Source organism: Streptococcus australis, assembly GCF_047463015.1.
Lineage (GTDB): Bacteria > Bacillota > Bacilli > Lactobacillales > Streptococcaceae > Streptococcus > Streptococcus australis_F.
The window spans coordinates 120,892-137,803 of record NZ_JASHER010000002.1; the positions used below are offsets into that span (position 1 = coordinate 120,892).

At 46.6% G+C, this 16,912-nt stretch carries 10 protein-coding genes; 9 read left to right on the top strand and 1 reads right to left on the bottom strand.

Translation table 11 applies throughout. From position 1 onward, the window contains the following. Positions 1 to 20: 20 nt before the first annotated feature. Positions 21 to 1,115: a ferrochelatase gene (gene hemH / locus QM873_RS02385; protein ID WP_414278724.1), complete on the top strand. Its 1,095-nt coding sequence runs from the start codon at positions 21 to 23 to the stop codon at positions 1,113 to 1,115. Between the two features lie 89 nt (positions 1,116 to 1,204). After that, positions 1,205 to 2,242 (top strand): zinc-binding dehydrogenase, encoded by a 1,038-nt coding sequence (locus QM873_RS02390; RefSeq protein WP_195550206.1) that lies wholly within the window; start codon positions 1,205 to 1,207, stop codon positions 2,240 to 2,242. 200 nt (positions 2,243 to 2,442) lie between these two features. Here the strand turns inward: QM873_RS02390 and QM873_RS02395 are convergent, their stop codons facing one another. Then, a complete protein-coding gene (locus QM873_RS02395; protein WP_414278725.1) occupies positions 2,443 to 5,157 on the bottom strand; it encodes a DEAD/DEAH box helicase family protein in 2,715 nt (904 codons plus the stop codon). Positions 5,158 to 5,313: 156 nt separating this feature from the next. Between QM873_RS02395 and QM873_RS02400 the strand changes: the two genes are divergently transcribed. The 7 genes from QM873_RS02400 to QM873_RS02430 all read left to right on the top strand — a co-directional run bounded on the left by QM873_RS02400 (position 5,314) and on the right by QM873_RS02430 (position 16,892). Then, on the top strand, positions 5,314 to 6,078 hold the full coding sequence (locus tag QM873_RS02400) for a nucleoside phosphorylase (protein ID WP_195214016.1): 765 nt from the start codon (positions 5,314 to 5,316) through the stop codon (positions 6,076 to 6,078). Positions 6,079 to 6,109: 31 nt separating this feature from the next. Continuing rightward, positions 6,110 to 7,492, top strand: coding sequence for a TrkH family potassium uptake protein (locus QM873_RS02405; protein WP_195550564.1), 1,383 nt, complete (start codon positions 6,110 to 6,112; stop codon positions 7,490 to 7,492). Positions 7,493 to 7,501: 9 nt separating this feature from the next. Continuing rightward, a complete protein-coding gene (locus QM873_RS02410) occupies positions 7,502 to 8,176 on the top strand; it encodes a potassium channel family protein (RefSeq protein WP_195550563.1) in 675 nt (224 codons plus the stop codon). A gap of 286 nt (positions 8,177 to 8,462) precedes the next feature. Further along, complete coding sequence (locus tag QM873_RS02415; RefSeq protein WP_195550570.1) at positions 8,463 to 9,227, top strand: CPBP family intramembrane glutamic endopeptidase; 765 nt, start codon at positions 8,463 to 8,465, stop codon at positions 9,225 to 9,227. A gap of 404 nt (positions 9,228 to 9,631) precedes the next feature. Then, complete coding sequence (gene rexB, locus QM873_RS02420; RefSeq protein WP_414278726.1) at positions 9,632 to 12,910, top strand: ATP-dependent nuclease subunit B; 3,279 nt, start codon at positions 9,632 to 9,634, stop codon at positions 12,908 to 12,910. Then, positions 12,907 to 16,590, top strand: coding sequence for a helicase-exonuclease AddAB subunit AddA (gene addA / locus QM873_RS02425; protein WP_414278727.1), 3,684 nt, complete (start codon positions 12,907 to 12,909; stop codon positions 16,588 to 16,590). Before rexB ends, addA begins: the two co-directional genes overlap by 4 nt. Further along, positions 16,587 to 16,892 (top strand): DUF4298 domain-containing protein, encoded by a 306-nt coding sequence (locus QM873_RS02430; RefSeq protein WP_414278728.1) that lies wholly within the window; start codon positions 16,587 to 16,589, stop codon positions 16,890 to 16,892. The genes addA and QM873_RS02430 overlap by 4 nt, the downstream gene beginning before the upstream one ends. The last annotated feature ends 20 nt before the right edge of the window (positions 16,893 to 16,912 follow it).

Sequence of the window (16,912 nt, forward strand, 5' to 3'; positions counted from 1 at the left end):
ACGTGGAACAAGGAGTAATTATGAGTAAAAGAGCTGTGTTGATGATGACTTTTGGGTCGCCTGAAGAGATTACCTATGAAGGAGTAGCGGAGTTTTTCACGAATATCCGGCGTGGTGTTCGTCCTGAACCACATGAAATTCAGACTTTATATGACAATTACGTACGAATTGGCGGAACTCCACTCCAAAGGATAACTAGAGAAGAAGTGGATTTGGTTGCTTCTGCTCTTGGAGAACACGCATCAGTATACTTTGCTAATAAATTTTCCCGCCCTTTTATCACTGATGTAATCAAAGAGATGGAGAATGACGGAATTGAAGAATGTTTGTGCTTGATTTTAGAGCCCCATTATTCTTACTATTCCGTCATGGGATATGAGAAATTTTTAGAAAGTGAGCAGATTAGGTTCCAAATTATCAAGGATTGGTACCAAGAACCTTCACTTCTCCACTATTGGGCGGATGAGATTCGAAATATTTTAGATCAAATTAGAGATGACAGCTATAAGGTGATTTTTTCAGCTCATAGTGTCCCAGTTTTGGCACTTGATTTTGGCGATCCTTATATCGATCAAATTTATGACAATACTCGCTTGATTGTGGAAATTTTAGGCCTTGAAGAAGACCAGTATACCAATACATGGCAGAGTGAAAGTGATATTGGTATTCCTTGGATTAAGCCTGATGTCTTAGAATACCTTCGTGATGAGAAGGAACACCCTGACCACTATATTTTTGTCCCGATAGCTTTTATTAGTGAGCATATTGAGGTTCTTTTTGATAATGATGTGGAGTGTAAGGAGCTTTGTCATGAGCTTGGTGTGGCCTATCACCGTCCTCCTATGCCAAATAGCGATTCTCGTTTGATTAAAGCCCTTCTTTCAACCATTCAGTCTCATATAGATGGTGACTATAGTGACTATCAACCTCAACTAGAGACTTTTGATGAGTTGGAAGCTCCTTCAAGTACAGGTCAGATTTTGGAAGCAGAAAAAGATATTCAGATGCCTGATTTCGTCAAAAAATTGATTGCTAAAAAAGGTCGAGAGAATGTCAAGATGCCATATCTAGTTAAGAAAATGCTAGAAAAGAAGTATGGGAAAAAATATGATTAAATGATGGAGCTTTAAATCAGGAAGTGGGCTAGAGCTCGATAAAAAGTGTATACTATAGGTAAGTAAGCAATAGAAAGTAGGTTGTTCCTATGAAGAAAACAGTTTATACAAAAGCTGGGCAAGTGGGCCTTGTAGAAGTGGAGCGTCCACACATAGAAGCACCAGATGATGTCATTCTCCGCATCGTTCGCACCTGTGTCTGTGGCTCTGATCTATGGAGCTACCGCAATCCAGATATTGAAGAGGGCCACCAAAATAGTGGTCACGAAGCCATTGGGATCGTCGAAGAAATCGGAGAAGCTATTACAACGGTGAAACCGGGTGACTTTGTGATTGCGCCTTTCACCCATGGCTGTGGGGAGTGTGATGCTTGTCGTGCTGGCTATGATGGGACCTGTGACCGCCATATTGGGACCAACTGGTCTGACGGGGTGCAGGCGGAGTACATACGCTTCGACTATGCCAACTGGGCTCTCGTCAAAATCCCGGGGCAACCGTCTGATTATACCGAAGCCATGCTCAAATCCTTCTTGACACTAGCAGATGTCATGCCGACGGGTTACCATGCGGCGCGTGTCGCAGATGTGAAACCAGGTGACAAAGTCGTGGTCATCGGAGATGGAGCCGTAGGGCAATGTGCGGTGATTGCTGCTAAGATGCGAGGAGCATCGCAAATTGTCCTCATGAGCCGTCACGAAGACCGCCAACAAATGGCTTTGGAATTTGGTGCAACAGCTGTTGTAGCAGAGCGGGGTGAAGAAGGAATTGCCAAGGTTCGTGAAATCCTTGGAGGAGGAGCAGATGCCGCCCTTGAATGTGTCGGTACTGCAGCAGCTGTCGATCAAGCCCTTGGGGTCCTTCACAATGGGGGGCGTTTAGGTTTTGTAGGTGTGCCTCACTATAATAATCGTGCGCTTGGATCAACCTTTGCCCAAAACATTTCCGTGGCAGGTGGAGCAGCCTCTGTTACCACCTATGACAAGCAGTTCTTGCTCAAGGCTGTCCTTGATGGCGACATCAATCCTGGACGCGTCTTCACCCATAGCTATAGCTTGGACGAAATTGATCAAGCTTATAAAGATATGGATGAACGCAAGACCATTAAGGCTATGATTGTGATAGAATAACGAAAAGAGAGTGGGACAGAAATCGGTAATTCGTTAGAATTCGATTTCGTCGTCCCACCTCCGCACAGTTGAGTAGGGCTGTAAAAGCTGATGAAATCAGCGTAGTAGAGCCCACTCAACCACTGCGTCTTGCTCGACAATCCAAAGACAATTGAGAGGCTAGGACTTTTGTCCCAGCCTCTTTTTAGTTACATAAACGATTATTTCAAATCTGACATCACTTGCTTCTTGGTGAAGGTGCGCTCTTGTTTGTTGGCGAGTGCCTTGATGCGTGCATCTAAAAGAATAGCACGGCCTTCAGCGCTTCGGGTATAGATGAGGTCATACTTACCTAGGCTCTTTCGAATCTGCTCAACAAAGGCTTGCGCATCCTCTTTCCGTTTGTCAAAGAGGCTTGGTACAGCGAAATATTCTGTCTGATCGGACACTTTTTCCTGTGCTTTTAGGATGTAACGTTGGTTTTCAATGGGTGCGAAAAATTCGATCATGGTTTGCGAAAAGAGTTCCTTCTCCCGCATGGTTCCGCCCTTCAAATAAATCAGCGTGTTGATAGCATCCTTTCTGTCTCGTACTACTTGGATGCGGGTTTCCTGTGTTTGAATCTGTCCCGAAAGAAGCAGGACTTTGTGAATAGCTTGGCCAAAGACTTCTAAGCGTTTGTAAGGACTCTTATAGAGATAGTAGCGAAGCCAAGCAAGGAGTGAGAGAACCGCTAAGAAGAAGAGAAGAATCAGAGAAGCTGAATTCCTTCCTCCTCTAAGTGAATAGTAAATAAGGTTGGCGAAAGCATCGGTCAAAGCGCCGGCCGTAAGCCACCGTGCCAGCTTTCTAGCATCGAAAAATAGAGCCAGAGGTAGGAAGTGTTTGTCCACTTGGACCTCATTTGCAATCTCCATATTCTCTAAAATAGGAAGGGCTTTTTGCCAGCCATCTCTGAGTTCTTGACGATGGGTGGAGCGCTCTAAGGTCTCTTCATTCAGTTTTTCTAAGTGTTTTTTAGTATAGCGGATCTGATCAAAGGCCAAACGTTCAATGCCGGATTCGATGAAAGGTTCCTTGTAATGGAGGCCTAAAAATTGCTTCATCCGTCTCTCTAAGAGCTCTAAATCAGGACTATATTGTTTCAGCTGATCAGTGATAGCTTCAATTTCTTCCTTTTCAAGATCTGACTTTTCATACCATTTCTTTAGGGAAAGATTGATAGAGACTAAATGCCAGATATTACTGGTCTTATTTGGCTCTTCGGGCCACACTCGGATGGCACGACCTCGCATTTGGTTACTAAGCATAAAACTCCCAACAAAGCTAGCTAGAATCAGGGAGTTGACACAAGGAGCATCCCAGCCTTCTCCTAGAAGAGACTTGGTTCCAATCACGACTTGGATAATCCCTTCTTGAAAAAGTTGGGTTACAGCTGTCACTAAATCATGTTGAGAGCCAACCAAGCGAACCTTGAGAAAATCATCAGGGGATAATTGGCCGACACTTTGGTAAGTCAGCCGATTCGCTCCTAGAAGCTCTTCTAGTCTTGGCTTAGCAACTGTCGGGATGATGACGATACTACCTGTTAGGACAGCGATGGCAGGTGGAGTAGTTAGCTCTAGACTTTCTCTGCGAATGGATTCAAAATACGAGAGCACTCCCAATTGAGTGAATTGGGCGTCCTTGCCCCCTAGATGAACTTCAAAGTCTTGACGAATGTAGTCTGTTAAGACCAGTTGGCGCAGTTGGCTTCCAAGAGCCTGATATTCTGCCTTGAAAATCTCTCGAACCGCATTGAGTTTTCCCAGGGATTGGTTCAGCAGGAGGTCTTGTTTTTTATTGCGGACCAGTTTGACTTGTTTTCGATCGATCAAGCTCGCTGCTTTTAATTCATGGAGGAGTTGCTTTTCGTATTCTTCTGGTAGATTGTACCAGTGAGGCACCTGAAAGAGCAGACCTTGCAGGAGAATTTCAAGCCAGTCTAGGGTGAAAGCAGGAAGTTTTTTTGCTCCTAGAAGATCCTGGAAACGTTGGGGAAAGGCGATTCCCTTGCTCCGAAGAAAGATCAGGGTAGCAGAGAGATACTTGGGCTCATTGAGCAATTCATCATCACTGATCTGACCAGATAAAGCTTGGCAGGTTTGCAGGTATTGACAAAAGAGGGGGTCTGAAGTCAGTTGCTGCAAGAGGGCATTCTTTTGTTGGCTAAAGGCATCCAGCTGAGCCTGCTCTTCCTTGGTTGGAAAGGCAAAGTAGACATAGTCTTGGTGGGGACAAAGGGTTTCTTCCTTGACCAATTCGGGAACCGTAATTTCCTCATCGATCTCACCACACATGCGGATATAGCGTTCCCAAAGGGCGGGGTCCCCTTCATAGGGAGGGGTAGCAGTGAGGGAGATCATCTTTAAGTCAGGGAAGGCTTGACGAAAGGCTTCCAAGCTCTTCCACCATTCATTGCGAAGGTGGTGACATTCATCCAAACAAAGGGTCCCGAGTGAAATCGTTTTAAAGGTAGAAAAGATATCAAAGCCTTTAAAATCAAAGGTTTCAATCTCTGCCTGGTCATCGGTATCCTCAACTTGTGATTGGCCGACGATTTGATTCATGGCACTGTGTAGGGCCTGATAGGTAGCCACTGTAATCAACTTAGGATGTTTGAGGTCCTGAGAAATCAGTTGCTCCGCTTGGCTTTCATTCTTCAAGAAGGCCTGAACAATCCGGTCGACCCATTGTTGACGTATCGTGACCGTAGGTGCCAAAATCAAGGTTGGCTGGCCAAAGCGCCGGATAAATTCGATACCCAAGGTTGTTTTTCCAGAGCCAGGAGCCGCTACCAAATGTAGGTGGCCATCCGCCATAAAAGCGTCACTCTTATCGAGAACGCGTTTTTGGTAGTGTCTCCATTGACCTGTAAAAGCTAGTTCTTGTAACATTGGTTTCCTCCCTTGTACTGTCCCCATTATATCATAGTTGGAGGTATTCATTTGAAAGGGAGTTGCTATGGAAGGGAATTAGTTCTTTTTGCTAACTCTTCTTGACACAGGCTAGATGGACTTATATAATGTTCAAAAGAAGTTTGGAGGTAGCGGATGATTCATAAACATGACATTCCGATTTTAGAGTTTGATGATAACCCACAGGCAGTCATTATGCCGACTCATGAGGGGTTAGACCTGCACTTGCCTGAAAAATGCGTTTATGCTTTCTTAGAGGATGAGATTGATCGCTTTGCGAAAGCTGTCGGAGCCAAACAAGTAGCTAGCTTTATCTCCGCTACCAAGACTTATCCGGTCTATGTCATAGAGCGTAAAGGAGAGGAAATCTGCTTGGCCCAAGCGCCAGTTGGATCAGCCCCTGCTGCCCAATTCATGGATTGGTTGATTGGCTACGGGGTGGAGAAGATTATTTCGGCAGGTAGCTGTGGCGTCTTGGTGGATATGGAAGAAAATGCCTTTTTGATCCCGACCAAGGCCTTGCGAGATGAGGGAACTAGTTACCATTATGTGGCGCCTTCTCGGTATATAGAAGTGGATCGTCGTGCACTGACCGCCATTGAAAGGGTTCTAAAACAAGCTTCCATTCCCTATCAAGAGGTCATGACTTGGTCGACGGACGGCTTTTATAGAGAAACGCCTGATAAGGTGGCCTATCGCATTGAAGAAGGGTGTAGTGTGGTGGAGATGGAGTGCGCCTCACTTGCAGCAGTAGCCCAGCTTCGAGATGCGGTTTGGGGCTTGCTCCTCTTTACCGCAGATTCTCTTGCAGACCTGGAAAATTATGACCAGCGTGACTGGGGGTCTGAAGCATTTGAGAAAGCCTTAGAATTATGCCTAGAAATGGTTCATCACTTGTAGGTTTGTTCTCTTTTTATGATACAATGAAGCTATGTTAGTCAAATTATTTTTTAAACAATGGCAGTCTAAGATTAAAAGCCTGTCTCCGGCAAGGCGAATCTTTCTCAGCTTTGCCTTGGTTATCTTGATCGGCTCTTTCTTATTGAGTCTGCCTTTTGTCCAGCAAGCAAGCTCAAAAGCAGGTTATATCGACCACCTGTTTACAGCAGTCTCTATGGTCTGTGTAACGGGGCTCTTTACCCAGTCAGTGGCTTCGACCTATAATGCCTGGGGGCAGTTGATCTGTATGCTCTTGATTCAGATTGGTGGCCTGGGGATCTTGACCTTTATCGGTCTCTTCTTTATGGAAAGCCGTCAAAAGCTCAGCTACAAGGACCGGCAGACCATTCGGGATAGCTTTGGCTTTAGTAATAACCAGAGCTTGGCTCGTTTTGTCCGTTCTATTTTCATTACCACCTTTACCATCGAAGGACTTGGGGCCTTGCTCCTCATGATTCGCTTCATTCCTCGCTTTGGCTGGGGCCATGGAATCTTTAACTCCATCTTTGTCGCGGTTTCGGCTTTTTGTAATGCGGGCTTTGATAATTTTGGGGGAGATAGCATGATGAGTTTCCAGACCGATTGGCTGGTGAACCTGACCTTGTCTGCCCTTATTATTACGGGGGGCTTGGGCTTTATGGTCTGGTTTGACCTCGCCACCAAGGCCCGCAATCAATCAGGACGGCGGACCTTACGCTTCCATACCAAGGTGGTTCTCTGGTTAACAGCTGCGATCCTCCTCTTTGGGACAGTAACCAGTCTCTTGACCGAGTTTGATAATCCGGCAACCATTGGGTCTCTCCCATTGGGAGACAAGATCTTAGTCAGCTTTTTCCAAACCGTCAGCATGCGGACAGCTGGTTTTGCCTCCTTAGATTATACAGCAGTCCGGCCAGTGACACTCATCATCTATCTCTTGCAGATGTTTCTAGGTGGGGCACCAGGCGGGACAGCAGGGGGCATGAAGATCACCACCTTCCTGGTCCTCTTGCTCCTGGCTCGGAAGGAACTGTTGGGGCTACCACATACCAACTTAGGAAAACGAACAATTTCACCGGACCTTGTTCAACGTTCCTTTGGGACGGCGGTGATTTTCCAGTTGACCTTCTTAGTGGGACTATTAGGAATCTGTTTGGTGACGCCGGATGGCCAACGCTTTATTTATTTGGTCTTTGAGGTGGTATCCGCTCTAGCGACAGTGGGAGTGACCGCCAATGTAACCTCGACCTTAAATGGAGCGGGACTAGGCATTATCATGGTCCTCATGTTTATTGGACGGATCGGTCCCTTGACCCTCATGCTCAGCTTGAACAATTACCAAGCCAAGAAAGCAGATACCTTGCAGTATGCCAAGGCAGACATCATTATCGGATAGGAGAAACTCATGGCGAATCGAACCATTGGAATTTTAGGATTAGGAATTTTTGGACAGAGTGTCCTGAAAACGCTGCAGGATCAGGATGTGGATATTATTGCCATTGACGATCACGCAGATGTGATCAACCAGTATGAATCCATGATTACAACTGGAATTGTCGGGGATATTACGGAGTTGGACCTCCTGGATGCGGCAGACATTGGGAATTGTGACACAGTCGTCATCGCGACGGGTGAAAACCTAGAATCTAGTGTACTGGCTGTCATGCACTGTAAGGCCCTTGGCGTCGAGCACGTCATTGCCAAGGTCAAGAATGAAGTGACCAAGGAAGTCCTTGAGAAAATTGGGGCTGATTTGGTCATCCTACCAGAGGTAGAAGCAGGGATGTCCCTAGCTAAGATGATTCTCTTCCAACATGGGATTGAAGTTTTTCAGTTGGATGAAGAAGTGGTGGTAGCTGAGTTTACAGTCCCAGCTAGCTGGGTAGGCAAAAGCCTTCAAGACTTGGCAGTCAGAGAGGAGTACCATCTCAATATTATTGGTTATCGAAATGCGGAAGACCAACCACTTCAGATTCAGATTAGTCCCGCCTTTATCTGGCCAGAAGGGGTGCGTGTGATGGCAGTGACAGACAACCAGTATCTGGATAGAATCCAAGACCTCTTAGAGGAATCAAACTAAGAGAGAGTGGGACAGAAATCGGTAATCCGTTAGAATTCGATTTCGTCGTCCCACCTCCGCACAGTTGAGTAGGGATATAAAAGCTGATGAAATCAGCGTAGTAGAGCCCACTCAACCACTGCGTCTTGATCGACAATCCAAAGACAATTGAGAGGCTAGGACTTTTGTCCCAGCCTCTTTATCGATACCATTTTATTACTAACTAAGAATTAAAGTTTTTTTAAGCTATTTCTTATATAGTAGAACTATCAGAAATACTTCCATAGTGGGAATAGAAGGATGAATGATGAACATTCTTAAGTTTATACGACCAGAAAAGCCCTTAAAAGAGCTCAAGTGGTATGATATCGCCATTGTAACTGCGATCATGTTTGGGCAGTTTATTGTCTGGTCTACAGAACTCTTCCTTGCCAGTCTTCACCCAGTTACTCAAACGGTGACCAGTGTAGCAGAAACGACGAATGAAACAGCTAGGGATGGGGCAGCATACTCTAGCAACTTCACCTTGCAGATCATCTTATTATCCCTCGCTTTGGCCTACTTGCTTTTACGGAATTTTGATTTTAAACAGCTTCCTATCCGTTTTAAATGGTCCGTCCTCTTTTGGGTACCCTTTATTTTTGCTATCGTTGGTCTGTTTGGGGATATCGTGACAACGGTGAGTGGAGAGTATGATTACTTCAATATCAATCTCCTCGCTTATATCGATCCCATGCAGATTATCCACAAGTTCTTAGCGCTTAGTCGCATGGCAATTGCTTATGCCTTGCTCAATGGTTTCTACGAAGAGTTCTTCTTCTTAGGAGTCATGACATCTGTTAATCAGAAGTACAAGTGGTGGGCACTGGCTTATTCGATCTTGATTCGGATCTCCTTCCATACCTATCAAGGTTTGCTTTGGGCAGTGGTTATCGGAGTAATCTATGGACTCTTCTACTATGTTCTCTACAAGAAGGTGATCAAAAACCTCTTGCCATTTTTCCTCATGCATGCTTTGGCCGATATGTTTGGCTCTAGCATACTCTATCTTTTAATCAACTGGGGAACTTAATAACATGGTTGAAAAACTGGACGTTTTGTCCGGTTTTATATTTAAGATAAAGTCTTCTTAAAAACTATCCTAAGGTGAGTACGGACGTCAGCGAACTTCGTAGTAGTTCCATGACTAATTATTGAGCCTAAGGTCTCAATAATTCCGAGTTCCTGAAACAATCGCGTTTCAGGAACTTTTCTCACGGCGGAAAGTTTTAGTTCTGTTTAAATGACTCAAAAATATATAAAGACTTTAAAAAATTATCTAACCATTTTATGAAAAAATAGTTAATCTACATTAAAACTAGACATTTTGTCTGGTTTTTTTAACTGCTTTGAATCTACTGAATGATGGGAATATCCCTGTAGAAAAGGCACAAAGATGGTATAATAGAACTATCATTTTACAGGAATCAGTACATTATGAAATTAGTCTATACAGATATTCGAACGCCTTTAACCCAGGTCTTGGTGGATGAAGCCAATCGCTTGGTTGAAGAAGGGAAGCGGGTCTTTTATATCGCGCCCAACTCTCTATCTTTTGAGAAGGAGCGCAAAGTCTTGCAACTCCTAGACCAAAAGGCTTCTTTTGCCATAACCATTACGCGCTTTGCCCAGATGGCACGCTATTTTACACTCAATGAAAGCCATCAGCAACAAGCACTTGATGATATCGGTCTCGGTATGCTCTTTTTTAAGGTGCTTTCTCAGATGCCAGATGAAGAGCTCAAGGTCTATGCCCGTCTCAAAAAGGATCCCCAGTTTATCCAACAATTGATCCAGCTCTTTCATGAGTTGCAGACGGCCCAGATGACTCCGTCCGACTTGGATGCCTTGCCGGATCAGGAGAAGAGAGAAGATCTGGTCCATATCTTGAAGTCAGTTCAAGAGCAATTAGTTGCAGGTGCTTTTGAGTCTGAGTCTAAGTTGGCTCGTTTTGCCTCTCACCTTATCAAGGGGGATTTGGATGAGGAGTTAAAAGACTTGGCTCTAGTGATTGACGGCTTTACCCGTTTTTCAGCCGAGGAGGACTACCTGGTTCATTTACTACATGACAAGGGCGTCGAGATCATTATTGGGGCTTACGCCAGTGAGAAAGCCTATCGCTCGACCTTTCGTGAGGGGAACCTCTACCAGGCCAGTGTGGACTTCCTGCTAGACTTGGCCAGAACTTACCAGGTCACGCCAAGCTACGTCGGTCAAGGAAAAGAAGATGCCTTTAGCCGGATGACGCGGATCTTGGAAGCGCGCTATGACTTTACGGAGGTAGATGGTAAGCTGTCTGACCAAGACAGAGAAGCGGTAGAGATTTGGACCTGCAACCATCAAAAGGAAGAACTAGAGGCTGTAGCCCGATCCATTCGCCAACGCCTGTATGAGGGAGCGCGTTACAAGGATATTCGGGTGCTTTTGGGGGATGTAGATGCTTATCAACTCCAGCTCAAGACCATCTTTGACCAGTACCAGATTCCTTTCTATCTTGGAAAGAGTGAATCCATGGCCCAACATCCCCTGGTCCAATGGGTAGAATCCTTGGATCGCCTTCGTCGTTATCGGTTTTTGGCCGAGGATGTGGTCAACCTCTTGAAGACGGGGCTCTATGGGATGCTGACACGAGAGGATATTGACCATTTCGAACAATATGTTCGCTTCGCAGAGATCAAGGGTCTGGCTGCCTTTTCTCGTGACTTTACAGCCAACCACCAGGACAAATTTGACCTAGAGCGTCTCAATCAGATTCGCCAGCAAGTCATCGATCCTCTGCAGGACTTTTACAAGACCAAGAGTCAGACCAGCCAGGGACTTCTGAAGAAGTTTGCCCAGTTTTGTCAAGATGCCCAGTTGATGCAAAACATGCAAACCTTAGCCAGTCGTGGCTCTGAGCAGGAGATGGAACGCTATGACCAGGTCTGGAAGTCCTTTAGCCATGTGCTAGAACAATTTGCCCAGGTCTTTGATCAACTCAAGGTGACCTTGGATGATTTCCTTAGCATCCTCTTGTCAGGGATCTTGTTGGCAAGCTATCGGACGGTCCCAGCGACTGTAGATGTGGTGACGGTCCAGTCCTATGATTTGATTGAGCCCTTATCAGCTCCCTATGTCTATGCTATTGGTTTGACCCAGGAGCGCTTCCCTAAGATTGCCAAGGACCAATCCTTGCTGACAGATGAGGAGCGTCAGGTCTTGAACCAAGCTTCAGACGAACAGGCTCATCTCCAAATTGCCAGTCAGGACAACTTACGGAAGAATCGCTTCGTTGCCCTATCTCTCTTCAATGCGGCCACCAAACAGTTAGTCTTGTCCAGTCCTATTTTAGTCAATGAAGTGGATGACAAGATGTCCCCTTACTTGCTTGAGCTGACCAAGGAACCGCTCAATTTATCTGTCATTCCGAAGAAAGCAACGGCTTCTAGTGAAGATATGGGTTCTTACCAGGCCCTCTTAGCTCGATTGATTGAATTGCACCAGGGAGAAATTGACCAGGAGTTGAGCAAGGAAGAAGCGACCTTCTGGGCGGTTGCCATTCGTGTCCTTCGGAAGAAATTAGCGTCAGAAGGCTTGCACATTCCGCAAATCAGCCAAAGCTTGACAACCAAGGTCCTAGAAGATGAGACGCTGGAAGCTCTTTATCCTAAAGGTCAGGCTCTGTCTTTATCTGCCTCAGCCCTCAACACATACTACCAAAACCAATACAGCTATTATCTCCACTATGTCCTAGGTTTGCAGGAGGAGTGGCACTTGCGCCCAGACGCGAGAAGCCATGGGAATTTCTTGCACCGTATTTTTGAACGGGTGCTGAAAGATCCTTCAGAAGGGGATTTTGATGAGCGTTTGACCAAGGCCATTCGCGAAACCAGCCAGGAGACAGAGTTTGCCCTCCTTTATCAGGAGAATGCCATGGCTGCCTTTTCAAAAGAATTGCTCTTGGATACAGCTCGAGCGACCGGTCGTGTCCTCGCTCACAATGATTGCATTGAAACCATTGGAGAAGAAGCTCTCTTCGGTCAGGCAGATCGTCCCTTCCTAACCCTAGAGGATGGCCGTCCGCTCTTGGTTAAGGGCAAGGTCGATCGGATTGACCGACTATCTGACACAGGAGCTTTGGGAGTGGTGGACTACAAGTCCAGTGAGACCAAGTTTAACTTTGAGAAGTTCTATAATGGCCTTAACTCCCAGTTGCCAACCTATCTGTCCGCTATCAAAGACTTTCAGGCCTTTGATCCTGACAAGGGGATCTTCGGAGCCATGTACTTGCAGATGACGGATCCTTTGGTGGCTCTCAAGGATACCAAGGCGGTCGATGATGCTGTCCAAGCCGTTCTAAAAACCCAGCAATACAAGGGTCTTTTCTTGGCAGATCAGGCTAGCCAACTTGACGAGAACTATGAGAAAAACAAAGCTATGCTCCTAAGTCAAGAGGAGCTAGACCTGCTCTTGCTCTACAATGCCCATCTCTATCAAGAGGCAGCTGAGGGCATCTTGTCTGGTAACTTTGCTATCAACCCTTATACTGAAAATGGCAGAAGCATTGCTCCCTATGTAGAACAATACAAATCGATTACAGGATTTGAAGCCAATCTCCACCTGGGACAAGCCCGCTTCTTGGAGAAACTAGATCCAAGTCAGTACGAGAAACGCCCAGTCGGTGACAAGCTCCGCCAGGCCTGGATAGAAAAAATGAAGGAGGAATTGAATCAATGAAACCAATTGAATTTTTAAGTCCCAGCCAGATTCAAGACCTCCAAATCCAGGAGGCCCAGTCTGACAAGGAACAAAAGCGGACCCCTGAGCAGATAGAAGCCATCTATTCATCAGGGACCAATATCCTGGTCTCGGCTTCGGCTGGTTCTGGGAAGACTTTCGTCATGGTCCAACGGATCCTTGATCAATTGCACCGGGGGATTTCCATCCAGCAATTGTTCATCTCGACCTTTACCGTCAAAGCAGCAACCGAGCTCAAGGAACGGTTAGAAAAAGAGTTGGAGAAGAGCCTCAAGGCTAGCCAGGATGAGGAGCTCAAGCACCACTTGGCTCAACAAATTGCAGAATTACCAACTAGTGATATCGGAACCATGGATGCCTTCATGCAGCGCCTGGTCTCTAAATATGGCTATTTATTAGGGCTCTCGCCGACCTTCCGCATCCTCCAAAGTGCGAGCGAGCAGTACTTGCTCAAGAATGACTGTTTTGAACAAGTCTTTGAGCGCTTTTATGAGGAGCAAGGGCCTGACCGCCTCTTTAGTCGCTTGGTCAAAAACTTTACAGGAAAGGGCAAGTCGCTAGCTGGTTTTAAGGACCAGGTTTATGCCCTGATAGACTTCCTCCAATCCACTGCGGATCCCCAAGCCTGGTTGGAGGAGTCCTTCCTCAAAGGCTATCAGGACCTGGACTATGATGAAGCCTTGGACCAGTTGGCCCAAGGGGTAAAAGAGCAACTCTTTGAACTGGAATCTTTCTTTACCTTCCACCTGGCCAATGAGGGGCAAGCCTTTGCAGGGGCCAAGTACCAAGAGAATGTCACCGCTATTCAAGACTTAATCGCTAGTCTCAATGAGAAATCCAGCCAGGAAGCTATCTTTGAGGTCTTAGAGCGGGTGGTCTTGATCTCCCGTGCTAGCGGAGGACGAAGTCTGGCCATCACGACACGAAAAGAAGACCTGAAAGAGTTAGCTACGGCCTTCAATGACGAACGCAAAGAACGCATCGAAGCCTTGCGGGCAGCAGCTTCCCAGCACTACCAACTAACCTATCAGATTCGCTTCAAGGATGAACCCTTGCCTTTGCTGGTCTTGCTCAGGGACTTTGTCCAAGCTTTCTCTACTGCTTATTTAGAGCGCAAGAAGCAGGAAAATGCCTTTGAATTTGGCGACATCAGCCATTTTGCTATCCAGATCCTTGAAGAATTCCCCCATATCCGTAGTCTCTATCAAGAGCGCTACCACGAGGTCATGGTCGATGAGTACCAGGATACCAACCATACCCAAGAGCGGATGTTGGAACTCTTGTCCAATGGCCAAAACCGCTTCATGGTGGGAGATATCAAGCAGTCCATCTACCGTTTCCGTCAGGCAGATCCTCAAATTTTTAATGATAAGTTTAAGGCCTATCAAGAAGAAGGGGCTGATGGTAAGTTGATCCTGCTCAAGGAGAATTTCCGAAGCCACGTAGAGGTCTTAGAGGCGACCAACCATGTCTTTGAACGCCTCATGGATGAGGAAGTTGGGGAGATTCTCTATGACCAGAGCCACCGCTTAATTGCGGGCAATCCCGAGAAGAAAGAGCCGACACCCGCCTATGAGACAGAGTTCCTGCTCTACGATGGCAGTCAGGATGAGGCTGAAGCAACTGAAGAAGAAGAGCAAGAAGGGGATAGCCTATCCTCAGGTGAAGTCCTTTTGGTCATCAAGGAAATCATCCGCCTCCACAACGAAGAAGGGGTTCCCTTTAAGGATATCACACTCTTGACGGCGTCTCGGACTCGCAACGACAAGGTGCTGGCAGCTTTTGAAGCCTATCAGATTCCTATCGTTGCAGATGGAGGAGAGGAAAACTACCTCCAGTCCGTTGAAGTCATGGTCCTTTTGGACACCCTCCGGACCATTAACAATCCCTTGCAGGACTATCCCTTGGTGGCCCTCCTGAAATCAGCCATGTTTGAATTTGACGAGGACCAGTTAGCCCGTTTAGCCTTACAGAGAGGTGAAGGCAAAAAAGCAGAGAATCTCTATGAGAAACTGCAACACGCGCTAGACCAGACAGGGAGTGCTCCTCATTTGATCGATTCCAGCTTGAGAGAGAAGCTCACCCGCTTTATGGAGACACTGGATGCCTGGCGTGACTATGCTCAGACGCATTCTCTCTATGACCTGCTCTGGAAGATTTACCAGGATCGCCACTATTATGATTATGTGGGTGCCCTGCCAAATGGAGCCCAACGGCAGGCCAATCTCTATGCCTTGACCCTGCGGGCAAATGACTTCGAAAGCTCTAGTTTCAAAGGTTTGCCACGTTTCATCTCCATGATTGATAAGATTTTGGAAAACCAACACGACTTGGCCAATGTAGCCCAGGCAGTTTCTAAGGATGCTGTCCAACTCATGACCATCCATAAGAGCAAGGGACTTGAGTTTCCTTATGTCTTTATCCTCAATACTGACAAAAAGTTTGTCGGCAAGGAACTTTCCACCAATGCTGTTATCAGTCGGAAAAATGGGGTTGGCATCAAGTATGTTGCGAGTCTCCCCATCAAGTCTGATCAAGAGGGACTTCCCGAATCGGTACGCTTGGTCATTGAGACCCTGCCTTACCAGCGAAATGTTGAGGAAATTCGTCTGGCAGCCTTGTCTGAGCAGATGCGCCTCCTCTATGTCGCTATGACCCGAGCAGAGCGCAAGCTCTATCTGGTGGGCAAGGGCCGGCAGGATAAGTTGGAAGAGAAAAAATGGGGAGCCAGTGTAAATGGACGCTTAAGTCCAGCTCTTCGCAAGGAGATCAATTGTTTCCAAGACTGGCTCTATGCCATCCAGGCAGTCTTTGCCCAGCAACACTTGTCCTATCAGACCCGCTTTGTGACCGACCAAGACTTGACGCCGGAGCAAATCGGTCACTTGGAGTTGAAGTCTTCTCTCCCAGTCGATGACCTCAAGGACAACCGGCAATCAGAAGAGATTCGCCGGGCCTTAGATGTCATAGAATCAGTGGACCGGCTCAACACCCAGTACCAAGCAGCCATCCAACTCCCTAGCGTACGGACTCCAAGTCAAATCAAAAAATTCTATGAACCCATTCAAGATATTGACGGAGTGGACTTCATGGAAAAAGCGGATCTTGCCTTACCAAGCTTTGACTTTCCAACCTTTGGCAAGGAAGAAGCTGTGACAGGGGCGGCAGTCGGTAGTGCCCTGCACGAACTGATGCAACGGATCCCATTGACGACGGTTCCAACCATGGAGAGCCTAGCAATGGTTCTCCAAGAAGTCAATGCCAGCCTAGCTGTCAAGAAGCGAATCGACCTCAAGAAGGTTTTGGCCTTCTTCCAGACCGACTTGGGCCAACTCTTGCTCAAAGAGTCCGACAAGGTCCATCGTGAAGCGCCCTTTGCCATGCTCAAGACAGATCCAGCTAGTGGCCAGGACTTTGTGGTCCGGGGGATCTTAGACGGCTACCTACTGTTGGAAGATCGGATTCTTCTCTTTGACTACAAGACAGACCGTTACCGGAACCCTCAAGAATTGCTGGATCGCTACCAAGCCCAACTGAAACTCTACGCAGAAGCCCTCCGCCGCTCATATGCTGTGGACCAGGTTGAATCCTATTTGATTTTACTGGGTGGCGAGCAGTTGCAAGTCGTTTCTCTAGCAGATAGAAAGGACAACTCATGACCCCAATTGAACGAATCCAAAAGATGGAAGGTCATCTCAACACCTACCAAGGTTTAATCGAAGAGCTCGAAGCATGTTTGAAACGGGTAGAAGCTGGCCAGTCTAGCTATATCGCCCTTCGCGATTACTACACTAGCCAGGTCTACATGGACGATGTCGAATTGTCTAATCAGCCAGACTTTCCTGAAGAGGTCTACTGTGGAGTCTTATCGGAAGATGCCGTCTACGATTTGTTGGACGAGCACTACCAAAAGGCGGTAGAGATGCTAGACCTTGCCACCAAGATGTTGAAAGAACGATAAGAACACAAAAAAACTTCGGG

Coding starts and splice junctions, on each gene's coding strand:
- hemH (WP_414278724.1), top strand. CDS start 21: ATGAGTAAAAGAGCTGTGTTGATGATGACTTTTGGGTCGCCTGAAGAG.
- QM873_RS02390 (WP_195550206.1), top strand. CDS start 1,205: ATGAAGAAAACAGTTTATACAAAAGCTGGGCAAGTGGGCCTTGTAGAA.
- QM873_RS02395 (WP_414278725.1), bottom strand. CDS start 5,157: ATGTTACAAGAACTAGCTTTTACAGGTCAATGGAGACACTACCAAAAA.
- QM873_RS02400 (WP_195214016.1), top strand. CDS start 5,314: ATGATTCATAAACATGACATTCCGATTTTAGAGTTTGATGATAACCCA.
- QM873_RS02405 (WP_195550564.1), top strand. CDS start 6,110: ATGTTAGTCAAATTATTTTTTAAACAATGGCAGTCTAAGATTAAAAGC.
- QM873_RS02410 (WP_195550563.1), top strand. CDS start 7,502: ATGGCGAATCGAACCATTGGAATTTTAGGATTAGGAATTTTTGGACAG.
- QM873_RS02415 (WP_195550570.1), top strand. CDS start 8,463: ATGAACATTCTTAAGTTTATACGACCAGAAAAGCCCTTAAAAGAGCTC.
- rexB (WP_414278726.1), top strand. CDS start 9,632: ATGAAATTAGTCTATACAGATATTCGAACGCCTTTAACCCAGGTCTTG.
- addA (WP_414278727.1), top strand. CDS start 12,907: ATGAAACCAATTGAATTTTTAAGTCCCAGCCAGATTCAAGACCTCCAA.
- QM873_RS02430 (WP_414278728.1), top strand. CDS start 16,587: ATGACCCCAATTGAACGAATCCAAAAGATGGAAGGTCATCTCAACACC.